The 15,639-nt window shown below is 60.6% G+C and carries 14 protein-coding genes; 7 read left to right on the top strand and 7 right to left on the bottom strand.

Annotated features, from left to right (window positions below; all coding sequences use genetic code 11):
* Positions 1-45: 45 nt before the first annotated feature.
* Complete coding sequence (locus B0D71_RS07645) at positions 46-1,650, bottom strand: 5-guanidino-2-oxopentanoate decarboxylase (RefSeq protein ID WP_103394247.1); 1,605 nt, start codon at positions 1,648-1,650, stop codon at positions 46-48.
* 277 nt (positions 1,651-1,927) lie between these two features.
* On the opposite strand from B0D71_RS07645, the gene B0D71_RS07640 reads away from it, so the two are divergent.
* From B0D71_RS07640 to B0D71_RS07610, 7 genes are all read left to right on the top strand, one after another.
* Positions 1,928-2,833 (top strand): LysR substrate-binding domain-containing protein, encoded by a 906-nt coding sequence (locus B0D71_RS07640; protein ID WP_103394246.1) that lies wholly within the window; start codon positions 1,928-1,930, stop codon positions 2,831-2,833.
* A gap of 267 nt (positions 2,834-3,100) precedes the next feature.
* Positions 3,101-4,192 (top strand): ABC transporter ATP-binding protein, encoded by a 1,092-nt coding sequence (locus B0D71_RS07635; protein WP_103394245.1) that lies wholly within the window; start codon positions 3,101-3,103, stop codon positions 4,190-4,192.
* A gap of 89 nt (positions 4,193-4,281) precedes the next feature.
* Positions 4,282-5,394 carry an ABC transporter substrate-binding protein gene (locus B0D71_RS07630; protein ID WP_103394244.1) on the top strand — a complete coding sequence of 371 codons (1,113 nt, stop codon included), beginning with the start codon at positions 4,282-4,284 and terminating at the stop codon, positions 5,392-5,394.
* Positions 5,395-5,404: 10 nt separating this feature from the next.
* A complete protein-coding gene (locus B0D71_RS07625) occupies positions 5,405-6,277 on the top strand; it encodes an ABC transporter permease (protein WP_103394243.1) in 873 nt (290 codons plus the stop codon).
* Between the two features lie 7 nt (positions 6,278-6,284).
* Positions 6,285-7,112, top strand: a complete 828-nt coding sequence (locus B0D71_RS07620) for an ABC transporter permease (RefSeq protein WP_007984191.1) — start codon at positions 6,285-6,287, stop codon at positions 7,110-7,112.
* A 238-nt stretch (positions 7,113-7,350) separates the two neighbouring features.
* Entirely contained in the window at positions 7,351-8,055 is a 705-nt protein-coding gene (locus B0D71_RS07615) for a hypothetical protein (protein ID WP_103394242.1), read from the top strand.
* A gap of 383 nt (positions 8,056-8,438) precedes the next feature.
* Complete coding sequence (locus B0D71_RS07610; protein WP_103394241.1) at positions 8,439-9,866, top strand: aminotransferase-like domain-containing protein; 1,428 nt, start codon at positions 8,439-8,441, stop codon at positions 9,864-9,866.
* Positions 9,867-9,973: 107 nt separating this feature from the next.
* On the opposite strand, the gene B0D71_RS07605 is transcribed toward B0D71_RS07610, so the two are convergent.
* The 6 genes from B0D71_RS07605 to yfcF all read right to left on the bottom strand — a co-directional run bounded on the left by B0D71_RS07605 (position 9,974) and on the right by yfcF (position 15,517).
* Entirely contained in the window at positions 9,974-10,774 is an 801-nt protein-coding gene (locus B0D71_RS07605) for an N-acyl homoserine lactonase family protein (protein ID WP_103394240.1), read from the bottom strand.
* A 14-nt stretch (positions 10,775-10,788) separates the two neighbouring features.
* Entirely contained in the window at positions 10,789-11,748 is a 960-nt protein-coding gene (locus tag B0D71_RS07600) for a diiron oxygenase (protein ID WP_103394239.1), read from the bottom strand.
* Positions 11,749-11,815: 67 nt separating this feature from the next.
* Positions 11,816-12,574, bottom strand: coding sequence for a TauD/TfdA family dioxygenase (locus B0D71_RS07595; RefSeq protein ID WP_103394238.1), 759 nt, complete (start codon positions 12,572-12,574; stop codon positions 11,816-11,818).
* Positions 12,575-12,595: 21 nt separating this feature from the next.
* Positions 12,596-13,468, bottom strand: coding sequence for a branched-chain amino acid aminotransferase (locus tag B0D71_RS07590; protein ID WP_103394660.1), 873 nt, complete (start codon positions 13,466-13,468; stop codon positions 12,596-12,598).
* Between the two features lie 31 nt (positions 13,469-13,499).
* Positions 13,500-14,840, bottom strand: a complete 1,341-nt coding sequence (locus tag B0D71_RS07585; protein WP_103394237.1) for a KamA family radical SAM protein — start codon at positions 14,838-14,840, stop codon at positions 13,500-13,502.
* A gap of 32 nt (positions 14,841-14,872) precedes the next feature.
* Complete coding sequence (yfcF, locus tag B0D71_RS07580) at positions 14,873-15,517, bottom strand: glutathione transferase (RefSeq protein ID WP_103394236.1); 645 nt, start codon at positions 15,515-15,517, stop codon at positions 14,873-14,875.
* Positions 15,518-15,639 lie beyond the last annotated feature (122 nt).

Raw genomic sequence — 15,639 nt, 5'->3', positions numbered from 1 at the left:
GACCTGACGTTGTGCGCGTCGGCGACCTGAAAAATTGTTGTTGTTTTAGTCAGCCAGAAACGTTGTGGCGTCGACCTCGACCATCACCGGTTCGTTGATGTTGTCGAGTTGCCCGAGCAGCTCGCGCAAACCGTCCAGGTCGCGTGCCCGGTGATGGGCCACGTGACAGCTTTGCGCGAGGGCGGCGAAGTCCGGCGTGAGGATGTCCACCCCCAACAACGGCACCGCCTTGGCGTTCATGTAATCGCGGATTTCCGCGTAGCTGCTGTTGTTCCACAGCAGCAGGATCACGCCGACGCCGGCCTCTTTGGCGGCGATCAGTTCGGCGCTGGAAAACTGCAAGCCACCATCGCCGACCAAGGCCACCACTGGGCGCAATGGCTGGGCAAGCTTGGCGCCGATGGCGGCGGGCAAACCGTAGCCGAGGGTGCCGTAGCCACTGCCGGCGTTGAACCAACTGTTGGGGGTTGGCGCGCGGTAGCCAAGGGCACCCTGGTACACCGGTTGCGTCGAATCGCCGACGATCAGTGGCTGCGGCAGGTGATCACGGACGGTATCGAGCAAGGCTTGCATACGTGATTGTTTGGCGCTCCAGCCGGCGTGTTCGATGGCATTGACGCGAGCCACTCGCTCACTCGCCCAAGTGGCATCGGCCTCGCGTTGCGGCAGGCGTTCCAACAGCGCGAGCAAGCCCTGTTCGGCATCACCCAGCAAACCGACCGTGGCCGCTTGTACGCCGAGGATTTGCAGCGGGTCGATGTCCAGACGAATCAGCGGCGCGTTGAACGTCACCGGGCCGAGGCCGAAAAAGTCGTAATCGGTTTCACCCAGTTCGGTGCCGACTGCCAGCACTGCATCAGCCTCGGCGATCAGTTCGCGACCATGGGCCGACGACAGCACGCCATCGAGCAGCAACGGATGTTCGGCGCACAGCAAACCACGGGCGTTGGTGGTCAGCGCCACGGGGGCCTGCAGGCGTTCGGCGAGTGCAGCCAGGGCTTCAGCCGCCCGGCGCGCGCCGCCACCGGCCAGAATCAATGGACGCTTCGCGTTGCTGATCAGCGCAACCGCTGCATCAATGCTGTTCGACGCAGGGGCTGGTGCGGCAGGCAACGAGCGCGGGCGCAGGTCCAGATCGTCGGCAGACATGTCCAGCACATCCAGTGGAATCTCGATGTGCACCGGTCGCGGCCGCGTGCAGCCAAACAAGGCAAAGGCTCGCGCCAGCACTTCAGGCAATTGCGACGGATGCTGCAAGGTGTGACTGAAGGCGCAGACCCCGGCGACCAGTGCGCGCTGGTCCGGCAGTTCATGCAGGTGACCATGGCCCAGGCGCAAGTGCTCACGACGGTTGCAGGTGGAGATCACCAGCATCGGCACCGAGTCGGCATAGGCCTGGCCCATGGCGGTGATGATGTTGGTCATGCCGGGGCCGGTGATGATGAAGCACACGCCAGGCTTGCCACTGGCACGGGCATAACCGTCGGCCATGAAGCCGGCGCCCTGCTCGTGGCGCGGGCTGATGTGGCGCAGGCGGCTGCCGTGCAGGCCACGATACAACTCGACGGTGTGCACGCCGGGAATGCCGAAGACGGTTTCAACACCATAGCCTTCCAGCAACTGAACGAGCGCCTCGGCACAACGGGTCATGCAGCACCTCTTGAATAAAGGGCCACATCGGCCCAACGACGAATGGGGCTAGTATTGTTGAATCAACCGATACAACAATCGATTTTTTTTGGCCTGACTGTTCGATTTACGTCACCATATGCAAGACCAAAGGTGAACCCGTGGCGAGGGAGCTTGCTCCCGCTCGACTGCGCAGCAGGCGCAAAAGAGCGTTTGGGGCCGCTGCGCGACCCAACGGGAGCAAGCTCCCTCGCCACAGGGGCTGGCCCACGTCTTTCAACTTTCAACGGGATGAATTATGCGTTTTCCTTCGATGACAGCCCTTCGCGCGCTGGATGCGGTTGCCCGCACAGGCAGCGTGTCGATCGCAGCCCGTGAACTGAACCTGACCCGCAGCGCCATCAGCCACCAGATCAGCAAGCTTGAGGAGTGCGTTGGTTTTGCCCTGACCGAGCGTATTGGCCGGGGCATTGGCCTGACGTATCAGGGCGAACGCTATGCGCGGGAAGTGCACGGGATTCTGTTGAACCTGCTGGACGCCGGGCAGTTGGTCGACGACCAGGAAATTTCCGGGCGGCTGTGTGTCAGTTGCGCGCCGGGGTTCGCCACCTATTGGCTGTGCCACCACATCGGCGCCTTCTTGCGGCAGTACCCGCAAGTGCAATTGCAGCTGATCTCCCCGCGCACACCGGACGACGTCAACAACCCCACCGTCGACCTGTTCATCGCCTACGGGATTGGCGACTGGCCGGAAATGAATGTTGAAGAAATCGTCGCATTGCGCTTTTTCCCGGTGTGCAGCCCGCGCTTGATCAACGCCTTGAGCGGCCTGAAAAGCCCGCAGGAACTGAGCAACTACCCATTGCTGCACATGACCGACTATTCGGACTGGCGCGTGTGGCTGACCGCCGCCGGCGCTTCCGGCGTCAACGCGGGCAGCGGCATCCTGTTTTCCGACGCGCACTGCGCGCAGTCGGCGTGCATCGCCGGCCAGGGCATCGCCATCGGCGACAACCTGATCAGCGGCGATGCGTTATCCAAGGGGCTGCTGGTGCGACCGTTCGACATCACCATCGATTTGCACCGTGGCTACTACCTGGCTTCCGACCCACAGAAGGCGGACCGCGCGGTGGTCCAGGCCTTCAGCAACTGGGTCAAGACCCAGCTGCAGTCATCCCACCAGACCTGGCAGGACACGCTGTAACAACACATCCCCCTGTAGGAGCGAGCTTGCTCGCGAAAAACCAGAGAGCACCGTTGTGTGTCAGGTTTTTCGCATCATCGTTATCGACCATCGCGAGCAAGCTCGCTCCTACAAAGGCTGTGTTAATTGGGTAAAAAAACTAACCAATACGAGCAAAATAATTCCATTGATGTAGCGATATTTTTAACAATAATAAGCCTCAAAGCCCATTTCGGATTCGCATCCGTCCTCGTACGTCTTATGGGCAATAAAAAGAGGAACCTCATTGTGTCCAGCCGTTCAGCGATTCAGCTCAGCGCTCAAGGTATCAGCCAGTATTACGGCCGTTTCGCGGCGCTGGATAACGTCGATCTCGACGTTCGCAAAGGCGAATTTCTTACCCTGCTGGGTCCGTCCGGCTCGGGCAAGACCACCTTGCTGATGATCCTGGCCGGCTTCCTCAGCCCGACGTCGGGCAAGCTGATGGAGCAAGGCGTCGACATCATCAAGCGCTCCGCCGAGAAGCGGAACTACGGCATGGTGTTCCAGGGTTATGCACTGTTCCCGCACATGACCGTGGCCGACAACGTCGCCTACCCGCTGCGCATCCGCAAAGTCCCGGCCGAAGAACGCAACCGCCGGGTCAAGCACATCCTCGAAGTGGTCGGCCTCGGCGCGCACATGCACAAGAAGCCGGCCGAGATGTCTGGCGGCCAGCAGCAGCGCGTGGCGATTGCCCGGGCGCTGGTGTTCGAACCGGAAATGCTGCTGCTCGACGAGCCGCTGTCAGCCCTCGACAAGAACCTGCGCGAACAGCTGCAAACCGAGCTGCAACGCATCCACCGTCAGGTCGGCACCAGTTTCGTGTTCGTCACCCACGACCAGAACGAAGCCCTGGCGCTGTCCTCGCGCATCGCGATCTTCAACCACGGCAAGCTGACCCAGGTCGACACCCCGGAAAACATCTACAACCGCCCCGAGAGCCGCTTCGTCGCCGAGTTCCTCGGCAAGATGAACCTGTTCCCGCTGGACAACCTGACCCGCAACGGCCAGACCGCCAGCGGCCGCTGCGGTACCAGCGTGCTGCATGCCCAGGCGCCGAACGCGTTGAGCAATGCCCCGATCGTTCTGGCCGTGCGCCCCGAGCACATGGAACTGCACAGCGACTGCCCGGCACGCGACGGCTACAACGTGATGCCCGCGCAACTGACCGACAAGGTCTACCAGGGTTCCAGCACCCACCTGGCGCTCAAGGTCGGCGGCGATACGCTGCCGATCAACCTGTCCGTGCCCGGCAATCACCCAGGCGCGCTGATGCAAAGCGGTGCCCCGGTGTGGCTGAGCTGGCCGGTGCAGCAAAGCTTCCTGCTACAGGCCTGAACCCCAGAAAACTGCGTCACAAAGCTCTCTTCCAATCAAAACAAAAAGGCCGGTGCTCGCAGAGGCACCCGCCGATTGAGGACTTGTCCATGCGCCAGGATCACCAACAAGACTGCATCGAAGTGCTTATCGAAAAGGCCCGTGACGGTCACATCAACCGTCGCACCTTCATCCAGGCCATGGGCCTGCTGGCCGCCGTGCCACTGGCGCTGCGCAGCGGCATCAGCTGGTCGGCGGACAAGCCGCTGGTGGTGGTCAACTGGGGTGGCGATGCCCTGAACGCGTTCCGTTCGGCATGGACCGACACCTTCACCAAGAACACCGGCATCCAGGTGCGCATCGACGGCGCCGGCCCGACCGAGGGCGCAATCCGCTCGCAACTGGCCAGCGGTCAACCGAGCTGGGACGTGGTCGACGTCGAGAGCTACAGCGCCATCGTGCTGGGCCGGGAAAAGATCCTGCAACCGCTGGACTACAACGTGATCAAGCGCGATCAGGTGGCCCCGGCCCTCGCCTCGGATTTCGGCATCGCCAGCTATCAGTTCAGCTACGTGATGGCCTGGGACAGCGAAAAGTTCGGCGAGAACGGGCCGAAGACCTGGGCGGATTTCTGGGACGTGAAGAAATTCCCCGGTAAACGCACGTTGTACAAATGGATGAACGGCATGCTCGAAGCGGCGTTGCTGGCCGACGGCGTTCCGGCTGATCAGTTGTACCCGCTGGACGTGCCACGGGCGATGAAGAAGATCGACGAGATCAAGCCTCACGTGCTGTCGTTCTGGAGCTCGGGGGCCGAGAGCCAGCAACTGATGGTCGACGGCGAGGTGTCGGTCGGGGCGATCTGGCACACCCGCGCCAAACTGCTCAGCGAAGACACCGACAACCGCGTGCGCTGGAGCTTCGACAACGGCTTCATCAACTCCAGCAGTTGGGCGGTGCTCAACGGCAACCCGGGCGGCACCCAGCCAACCATGCAGTTCATCCAGCAAGCGTTGCAGCCTGAAGGCCAGCTCAAGCTGTTCGAGCTGCTGGGCAACGGCCCGTCCAACAGCGCCACGGAAAAACTCATGTCGGCCAAGCAAGTGGAAGCGAACTGCGCCTCGGAAGAAAACCTGAAGAAGCAGATCGCTCTTAACGCCCAGTGGTACGCCGACAACTACTCCGAGGCTCTGGAAGAGTATCTGACGCGGTTGTCCAAGTGAGCCTGTGATCATGACTACGACCCTGACCTCAACCCTGACCAGCCCCAAGCCCCGCTTCAGTTCGCCAGGCCTGGAGCGCGGCTTGCTGTTGTTCCCCCTGCCGGTGTTGCTGCTGGTGTTCTACGTGTTGCCATTTCTCGGCGTGGTCGGCTGGAGCTTCTCGCTGCCGACGCCGGGTATCGAGCAATACCAGCGCATCGCCACGGACCCGGCGATCCACGAGATGCTCTGGCGCACCCTGCGCCTGTGCCTGACCGTCAGCGGCCTGGCCCTGATGATCGGTTATCTGCTGGCGTACTGCTGGGTGTTCAGCCCGCCGTTCTGGCAGCGCGTGGTGGAGATCTGCATCTTCATCCCGTTCTGGATTTCCGTGCTGGTGCGGGCCTTCGGCTGGCTGATCGCCCTGCGCAGCAACGGTGTGCTCAACAACGGGTTGATGGGCATGGGGTTGATCGATCAGCCGCTGCAACTGAGCCGCAACGAGATAGGCGTGGTCATCGGCATGCTCCACGTGATGATCCCGTACGCCGTGTTCCCGCTGTTGTCGACCATGCGTCAACTCGATCAACGTGTGCTCATGGCGTCTCGCGGTTTGGGTGCGGGCGCCTTGCGCACCTTCTGGCAAGTGCTGTTGCCGCAGACACTGCCGGGCATTCTCGGCGCCTTCATCATGGTCTTCGTGTTCTGCCTGGGCTTCTTCATCACCCCGGTGCTGTTGGGTGGCGGGCAAACGGTGATGATCGCCGAATACGTGTTCCTGCAAATGTTCCAGACCAGCAACTGGGGCCTGGGGGCTGCATTGAGCGTGGTGTTGCTGGCCCTGGTCAGCGCGCTGATCTGGGTGCTGTTGAAAATGACCCGCGTGAACCGACTGGTAGGCTGAGATCACTATGAATACCCATCGCACAAGCCTGAGTACCCGGTTGCTGGCCGTGGTCGCCATGGCCTTCATGCTGTTCCCGCTGCTGACGGTCATTCCGGTGTCGTTCACCAGCAAACGCTTCCTGTCGATGCCTGAAGGCAACTGGTCGCTGCGTCACTACGAGGCACTGGTGAGCAACCCTGACTGGTTCCACGCGATCAGCCAGAGCCTGACCATCGCTTTTGCCACCAGCATTATTGCCACGTTGTTGGCCGCCAGCTTCAGCCTCGGCATCTGGTACATGCGCTCAAAATGGGCCACGGCGCTGATTGGCCTGGTGCTGTTGCCGATGGCGATTCCGCCGGTGATTTCCGCGCTGGTGCTGTACTTCATGGAGACCAAACTCGGTCGCTTCGCACCGGGCATGGGCTACGACACCCTGACTGGCGTGGTGATTGCCCACGTGATCATGGTGGTGCCGTACGGCGTGGTAACCATGCTGGTTGCCTTGAGCCAGATTGACCGGCGCATCGAACTGGCCTCGCGCAACCTCGGCGCCAGCCTGATGCAGACCACCTTCATGGTGATTCTGCCGAACCTGAAACTGGGCCTGGCCTCCACCGCCCTGCTGGGTTTCGCCCTGTCGTGGGAAGAGGTGGCGGTGACGCTGTTCATCACCAGCGTCAACGTCGATACCTTGCCCAAACGCATCTGGAGCGGCTTGCGCGATAACGTCGACCCGAGCGTCGCGGCGATTTCGGTGTTGTTGATCAGTCTGACCTTGCTGGTGTTGATTGGCCGGTTGGTGGTGCAGCATCTGGCGGATAAACGGGCGCAGAAGCTGCAGCATTCCTGATCTCAACCCGTAGGAGCGAGCCTGCTCGCGATGGTTTCAAGAACACCGCGTTCATCCAGGATGAACGCGTTATCGTTGACGTCCATCGCGAGCAAGCTCGCTCCCACAAAGGACCAAAACTTGACCAGCCGCCTGTTCGCCCGTGACAACGCCGCCCCGGTCCAATAGATTAGTCGGCCTGAAAAAGCCCCCGGGCTTTCTCGCCCCTATTCAAGTTCAAAGAAGTAGTGAAATTTCAATGTCCGATTCCAACACCGCTGAATCCGTAGTTACCTTGTCGTCCAAAGCGGAATACGAAAACTCCATCAATCTTTCACAACACGTACCCCAGGCGAAAACCATCAGCGAGATGGTGCTGGACGCTTTCCAGTCCACCCGCGAAAGCGACCAGATCCGCGGCCTGCGCGCTGCAATCCGCCAGGCCCACGACAGTTTCGACGATGACAAAGCCTACGAACTGATGGGCCAGCTCAAGCAGCTCAAGGACGCCGAGGCGGCGGACATCGCCGCCCTGGAAGACCTGAGCAGCAAATTCCCGATCAGCCGCATCCTGTCCAGCTTCAAGGACGATCCGGCGTTCCAGGAAATCGTCTACGGCCTGGCCCTGAAGGTGCTGAACCAGACGCACCAGGCCATCAGCAACCCGAGCGGCGGCAAGAGCAAGGCCGCCAAGACCAAGAAAGAAATCGAAGTGTTCACTATCAGCAAGGACGGCGTCAGCGTCACCTTGCCGCTGCGCACCCCGCGCTCGCGCCTGAACGTCGACCGTGAAGCCCTGGAGTTCCTTGGATTCACTTTCGTTGGCGAAGGCGACGAAGCGGAGCTGGAAAGCGAGACGTTCCTGGACAACAGCGGCGCCGAGCAAGCGGTCAACCGCAAGAACATCATCACCGCCCTGCAGCAGCAGACGGCGTTCGATGGCTACAGCATCGCTGCGCAGTAAAAAGACACACCCTCATTCTTGATGAGGTTTACCCGTGGCGAGGGGGCTTGCCCCCGTTGGGCCGCGAAGCGGCCCCATAACCAGCCATAGGGTTCTATCAGATACATCGCGTTCACCGCTTTTGCGACGGCTTCGCCGCCGAACGGGGGCAAGCCCCCTCGCCACAGGCCCCCTCGCCATACAGTCCGCAACGACTGACTCAAGAGCCCCGCCATCCGTGCGGGGCTTTTTATTGCCCGTGATTCGGGCAAATCCACGATTACTCTTCCAGTATCGACGCAGAACAACACTTCCCTTCACCCATGAGCACCACGGGTCCGCCTGCGGGGAGCGTCAACTCACTTTCCAGCCCAGACCTCAGTGGTGCAACTGCTGAGGTCATCATGAACACGCCCCCCTTGTATCGCCAGTTAGCCAACCATTACCTGGACGCGATCCGCAGCGGCACCCTGAAAACCGGTGAACGCTTGCCCTCGATCCGCTTGATGATGGAAAAACACGCCGTCAGCCTGTCGACCGCCGTCCAGGTGTGCCGGGAACTGGAGGACTACGGCGTGCTGGAAGCGCGGCCGCGCTCCGGCAACTACATTCGCCAGCCCGACTCCGCGCCCAAGCCCGCCCCGGCCTTGGCGCCAGCACTGGATACCAGCCTCTATGCCGGCATTCATGAACAGGTCTGCGCGGTGCTCAAGGCCAGTCAGCACTCAACGATCAAGGTCAACTTCGCCAGCGCCTACTGCGCGCCTGAGCTGTATCCGCTGAAGACCTTGCAAGACAACATGATCAAGACAATGCGCTCCGACGCCTACCTGCTTGGTGCCGCGGGTTCGACCTGCGGCAACGGCGCATTGCGCAACATCCTTGCCCGGCGGGCTCTGGCCAGCAAGACCCATCTGGCCCCCGAACGGATCGTGATCACCAACGGCGCCACGGAAGCGATCAACCTGGCCTTGCGTGCGGTCACCCGCCCCGGCGACACCGTGGCCGTGGAGTCGCCGACGTTCTACGGTCTGCTGCAAATTCTCGAGAGCCTGAACCTGCGCGTGCTGGAAGTCCCGGCCTCGGCCCACACCGGGCTCAACCTGGCGGCCCTGCAACTGCTGCTTCAGGGCCCCGAACGGATCAAGGCATTGATCGTCGTCCCCAACCTGCAAAACCCGCTGGGCAGCATCATGCCCGACGCCAACAAGGCACGGCTGGTGAAACTGTGCGCCGAGCACAACACCGTGCTGATCGAGGACGACACCTACGGCGACCTGGTGGACAGCGAGCAGCCGCTGTCCACGCTCAAGCATTGGGACCGCACCGACAACGTGATCTATTGCGCCTCGCTGAACAAAACCCTGGCACCGGGCATGCGCCTGGGCTGGATCAGCGCCGGCAAATGGCACGACCGCGTGGAGATGCTCAAACATACGCAGTCGCGGGGGTGTGAGGTGTTATCGCAATTGGCGGTCAGCGAATTCATGCGCACACCGTCCTACGAACGTTACCTGCGGCGGTTGAGGAAGACCCTGACGGTACAGCGCGAGCAGATGAGCACAGCGATCAGCCGCTATTTTCCCATCGGCACCAGCGTGACCCACCCCCAAGGCGGCACGCTGTTATGGGTGGAACTGCCTCGCCGACATTCCTCCATGGTTTTTTTTCAGGAGGCGCTGAAAGTCGGCATCCAGATTTCTCCTGGGGATATCTTTTCCAATGCCAATCGCTTCGATCACTTTGTGCGCATTGGCTGTGGCGCGCCGTATTCGCCGCGGATTGATGAAGCACTACAGACATTGGGGCGCATCCTGAAAAATCAGGGCTAACCCGTCCCTGTGGGAGCGAGCCTGCTCGCGAAAGCGGTGTATCAGTCACATCGACTTTGAATGTACTGACGCCTTCGCGAGCAGGCTCGCAGGTTGGGGCGTGGTCTTCAGATTGGATTCTGGTGCAGGCAAATGATATGCGGGTCGTCATTCCAGTGCGGGAAACGCTCGGCGATCAGCGGGTCGTGGCCAGGGATGACGTGGTCTGGGCTGTCGGCCAGGCGGTCGATCTCGGTGAAGGCTTCGAGGGTTTGCGCCAGGTCATCGAGAATCGGAAACGGGCTGCGCGCACGAATGTTTACCCACAGGTGCGCGGCATCCGAGGCCAGCACAATCCAGCCGCGCTGAGTATTCACCCGCACCACCTGGCTGCCGGGCGTATGCCCACCCACCGGGTGCAGAGTCACGCCGGGAAGCACCTCGACAACGCCTGTGTGCAAACGCATCCGCCCTTCGAACAGCGGCGGCAGCGCCGACATCACGTCCTCGACCTCGTAGGTTTTGTTCACCGTACGATGGACCATTTTCGGCCCGGTGCAAAAACGCAATTCCGCTTCCTGCAAATGCACGGTCGCCTTCGGAAACAGTCCGAGGTTGCCAGCATGGTCCCAATGCAAATGGGTAAGGATCAGGTGCTCGACCTGCGCCGGGTCGATGTCCAGTTGCCGCAGGGATTCTTCCGGCAGGCGGTACATCTGACGATTGCGCCGCTCTGCGGTGGCTGGTTGAAAACAGGTGTCGACCACGATCACCTGTTGCTCGTTGCGGATAACCCAGAAGTAATAATCCAGCGGCATCGGCGCATTCGGATCACCGCAGCAGGCGTCGTAGAGAAAATTCTCTTTGGCGGTGCGCTGGGCGTTTGCGCCGACACGGATAGCGAACACTTCGTACAAAGGAGCGGACATAGTCACCTCCGGGTTCAGGCGACTGCCGTGGTTTTGAGGGTCGGACGGAAGTCAAAATCGATCTGGTCGCTGATGCCCAGGTCATGGGCCAATTTATGCAGACCGCTGTAGTCACGCATGATGGTCGCGTTCTTGTTGCTCTCACGGGTGTCGGCAATGATCAGCGCCGCCTCCTCGACCCCGAGCTGCGTCAGAATCGCCTCCCACATCGAGTAGTCCTGGGCGATAAAAGCACTCAGCGCCACCGACAGGTTGCGTGCGAAAAATTCCCGCTGGATGGGCTGCATGTTCGCGTACATGACCTTGGCCACTTCGGCCAGCACCTTGCTGTGGGCATATTCGTCGCGGTTGTGCATCTCGGCCACGCGACGGTTCTGCGGCTGGATGGTCTGGTCGTCCGCCAGCAAGTCCAGATAAGCGTTGACGCTGATCTCGGCCACCACCGCAAAGGTGATCGCCGCCAGATCCCGCTGCCATTGCTCGGGCAGTGCTTCACGCAAGGCCTTCAGGCGCAGGTAAGTGACGGAGGGTGGCAAGTCCAGATCCTGATCCAGCGCTCGCTCCAGCTTGGTCCGCTCGATGGCGCGCAGGTGCATCAGCGTGTGGTAGTGCTCGTCGATCAGGGTCTGTTGCATGGCCTCGCGAAAATGCCAGTCGTCCTTGCCCAGATACTGATTGGCGATGACGCTGAGCGCCGGGTTGACCACATGCTCCTCGGCCGTGACGGTGCGCAGGTTGTAGCCGATCCAGCCCCAGGTCACCACGCTGCTTTTAAGCTCATCGCTCAGGGCCTGGAATTTCGGGTGATGAAAGAACGGCACCATGCACTCCGGGTAATCCGGGCGCGCCGGGTCGAACACTTCGTCGACCTGTCCCCTTTGCGGCGAACACACCGTGGCGCGCTTGGTCCAGGCCTGGTTGAGCCGCACGATCAGTTGATGATCGACCTGGGCGATCTCGATTGCTGTTTGCATGACGCGATACCTGTAAGACGCGTACCCGCCAAGGGGTACGCCAAAAGAATGAAGGGCGCCGGAAAAATCAGGCCAGCCAATAGCGGGTCAGGTTGCGCGCCGGATCAGTGTAACGACTGCGGGCATGGATCATGCGCCAGTTGTCCCAAATCAGCAGGCATCCGTCGGGAATCAGCACCGGAATGTTGTACTCGACGAAGTACGCCTCGCCGAGCACGGCAAACCTGGCCAGCGGCGAGGTGCTGTTGGCGACCAGGGATTGTTGTAGAGCTTCCTTCGAAGGGTTTACATCGCCGTAGTGAAACTGGTTGTAGCTGAAACGGAAAATATCCCCGTCCTCCGTAGGCGTGAGGATGTATTCCTTGACCCGCCGTTGTCCCGGTTCGCCCGGTTTGGCAGTGGCGACAAACTCTACCGGCGTGTCATCCAGCCACTCACGCAGCTGCGGTTCGCTGCGTTCCAGGGATCTGAGAAATTCATAGCCGTCCACTAAGCCGGTGTGCCCGCCCCCGCACGCGGCCTGTTTGTGGCAATGCAACGCCAGATAACGTGGTGGCGGCCCGTACACCGGTGCTTCGGTGTGCGGGCCGATGCCATTCATGCTCTGGGAATAAGGCAAGTCTTCGTAACCCGGCTTGCGGGTGATGGGAAAGGCCATCTGGCCATTGAACTGCGGAATGATCGGGCCGAATTCGCACAAGGTGCCTACGACATCATCGGCAAATTCATCGGGGGTCAGCACTGTCCAGCCCAACGTCGACAGCTCTTCGTGACGATGGCCGAGTGAAATGCAAGGTTGAGACGCAACAATCCCTTGATCTGACATGGTGAGATTCCTGGCAGGTGATCAGGCGTTTACGGTTGAGGTGTAGGCGCCAATGAAGTCGCGGCAGGCGCCGCCCGGTCGATAGCGCTGTTCATCGATGCTCTGCACCGGGGTGATTTCGGCGGCAGTGCCGGTGAGAAAACACTCATCGAAGTCGCCAAGCTCCGTAGGCAAAATCGTGCGTTCGACGACCTGATAGTCCAGCGCCTTGGCCAGCTCGATCACAGTCTGGCGGGTGATGCCGTTGAGGAAGCAATCCGGGATCGGCGTGTGCAAGGTCCGGCCTTTGACGAAGAACACATTGGCGCTGGTGGCTTCGGCGACGTGGCCGCGCCAGTCGAGCATCAGCGCATCGTGGTAACCCGTGTTCTCGGCATCGTGCTTGCTCAGCGTGGCGATCTGATAATGCCCGGAGGCCTTGGCTTCGAACGGGCTGCTGCTTGGCGGCGGGCGACGCCAGGTCGCGGTTTTCAAGTGGATGCCGGCCATGCGTGCCACCGGGTCGAAATAGCTCGGCCACTGCCAGCACGCGATGGCCACATGCACACGGTTGAAACGCGCCGAGGTGGAGATCATTTCACTGCCGCGCCACGCCACCGGGCGCAGATAACCGTCGACGACCTGGTTGCGTTGCAGCAGTTCGTGGCTGGCCGCTTCCAGTTCAGCCCGCTCATAGGGGATGGCAAAGTCCATCAGATGCGCCGAGCGAAACAACCGCTCGCTGTGCTCGCGCAGCTTGAAGATCTTGCCGTTGTAGACCCGTTCGCCTTCATACACGGTGCTCGCGTAATGCAGGCCATGGGTCAGCACATGCAACTGCGCCCGGGACCACTCGACGAACTCGCCGTCGAGCCAGATAACACCCTCGCGCTGATCAAACGGGATACTGCTCATTTCCATATCTCCCCATTGTTCGTGATTTTTCCTACGCCGTTTCCAGCAACACGGGTATCAATTCCGGCACGGCGGTGAGCTCGTTCTGAAAGAAGAACGAACGCTCGCCGAAGGCCGGTTGCATGTCGTCGAACCAGGTGACCTGCGGATCAAAGCGCGCGTAGAACGTGCGCAACACCCATTGCGGATTGCGTGCCTGGAGGAACTGCAAGACGAAGACTTTTTCCCCGGCGACGGTCTCGATGCCGTTGATCAACACCTTGCCGTAGAAGGTGCTCATGGACGGCCCGCGTACCGTTCGCGCCAGCCCCGATACCGTGCGGTACGCGGCCTGGAAGATCTCGAAGGCCCGGGCCAGTGGCATCGCGAAGTAGTGGCTGGGGCCGGTATCACGTTCGACGAACATGTAATAAGGCACGGCCCCGAGCCGCACGCCTTCGGTCCACAGCGCCGCCCAATCGGCGGGGTTTTCGTTGATGTGGCGGATCACCGGCGCCTGCATGCGCAGCGTCGCGCCCGTCGAGCGAATGCGCTCGATAGCCTGGCGGGCGATGGCCTGGCGGATCTCCACCGGGTGGTTGTAATGGCCCATGATCGACAGGTTTTTCCCCGCCGCGACGATGCGCTGGAACAGTTCCAGAAGCTCTGGCGCATCCTTGTCGCTGACAAACCGCTGCGGCCAGTACGCCACGGACTTGGTGCCGATGCGGATGCTTTTCAGGTGCGGCAGCTCCAGCAGCGGCTCGATGTAACCGGCGAGCGAGCGGGTGTTCATGATCATCGGATCGCCACCGGTAATCAGCACGTCGGTCACTTCGGTGTGCACCTTCAGGTAACTCACCAGCTCCTGGGATTCACGGGCATTGAACTTGAGTTCTTCCTCACCAATGAACTGCGCCCAACGGAAACAGAAGGTGCAGTACGCGTGACAAGTCTGACCGGCACCGGGGAAAAACAGCACGGTCTCGCGGTACTTGTGCTGGATGCCCGGCAGGACTTTGCCGTTGAGGGTGACACCGTTGTGGGTCAACTGCCCGGCCGGATGCGGATTCATGCGCAACCAGATCGCCTCGATCCGGCGCTTGATCGCAGTACTGTCGTCCACTTCGATCAATTGTTTGAGCGAGGCATATTCGTCCGGCAGCAACATGTCCTTGTGGGGGAAGGTCATGCGGAAAATCGGATCGTCCGGAATGTTGTTCCAGTCGATCAGCGTGCCCAGCACGTATTCGTTGGTGCGAAACGGCATGACCCGGGCCACCACGATCATGGCTTCCTGCAGCGCCGGCGTCAGCTTGTGCCAGTAAGGTGTATCGCGGATGGTGCGTGAGTTATAGGGTTTGTAGCGTTCGTGCTCCGACAGTCCTTGCATGGCCGCGCTCCTGGTGATTGCCCTGAGTGTTGTTAGGCGATGGCCGGCGCTTTGCGCTCTATGTCCATCCACGCCCGGACGCTGTCACGGTCCCACTGGCGACGCACATACGCCGCGAGCCGTGCCGGCACCGGATCACCGTTGGCAACCAGTCGGTTGAGCATGATTGCCAGGTCGGTGTCGGCAATGCTCCAGTCACCGAACAGATGCTCGGCACCCTCTTCCAGCAAATGGTCGGCGACGAAGAACAGGCGCTCGACGGCGGCTTGGGCCTCATCGGACAGTGCGGTGTTTTTCTTGCCGAAGTACACCAGGTCAAACGGCCGCTCCTTGCGCACCACCAGCAAGTCACTGCGCAACCAGGCTTGCAATTGACGGGCACGGGCGCGTTGCTGGAAGTCCTGTGGATAAAGTTTTTTATGCCCCGGGGAGAGCTCTTCGAGGTATTCGGCAATCGCTGAAGATTCCGAGAGGGCAAAACTTTCGTGAACCAAGGTTGGAATTTTGCATGTCAACGAAAGATCGCGATAAGCCACCAGATAGTTCTCGCGAGCTTTCAGATCAACTGTAATCAGTTCAAATGAAAGTTGCTTTTCCTTGAGCGCCACAAAAGCCGACATTGCAAAAGCGCTGACATAATCGGCGCCGACATACAGTTTTAGCTTCCTGTTTTCCATAGAACACTCCATTTACCGACTGCAAGGATTAACGTGCATTTGAAGTGATCGTAGTTAGTTGAATGAAGGCTGGATAGATACAGAATTTATCCGTTTCAATCGATACAGAAAGTTGTTTTACG

It is taken from the genome of Pseudomonas laurylsulfativorans (genome assembly GCF_002906155.1).
GTDB lineage: Bacteria > Pseudomonadota > Gammaproteobacteria > Pseudomonadales > Pseudomonadaceae > Aquipseudomonas > Aquipseudomonas laurylsulfativorans.
The sequence above is the reverse complement of the archived record's forward strand: the minus strand, read 5'-3'. Positions and strand labels throughout refer to the sequence as shown.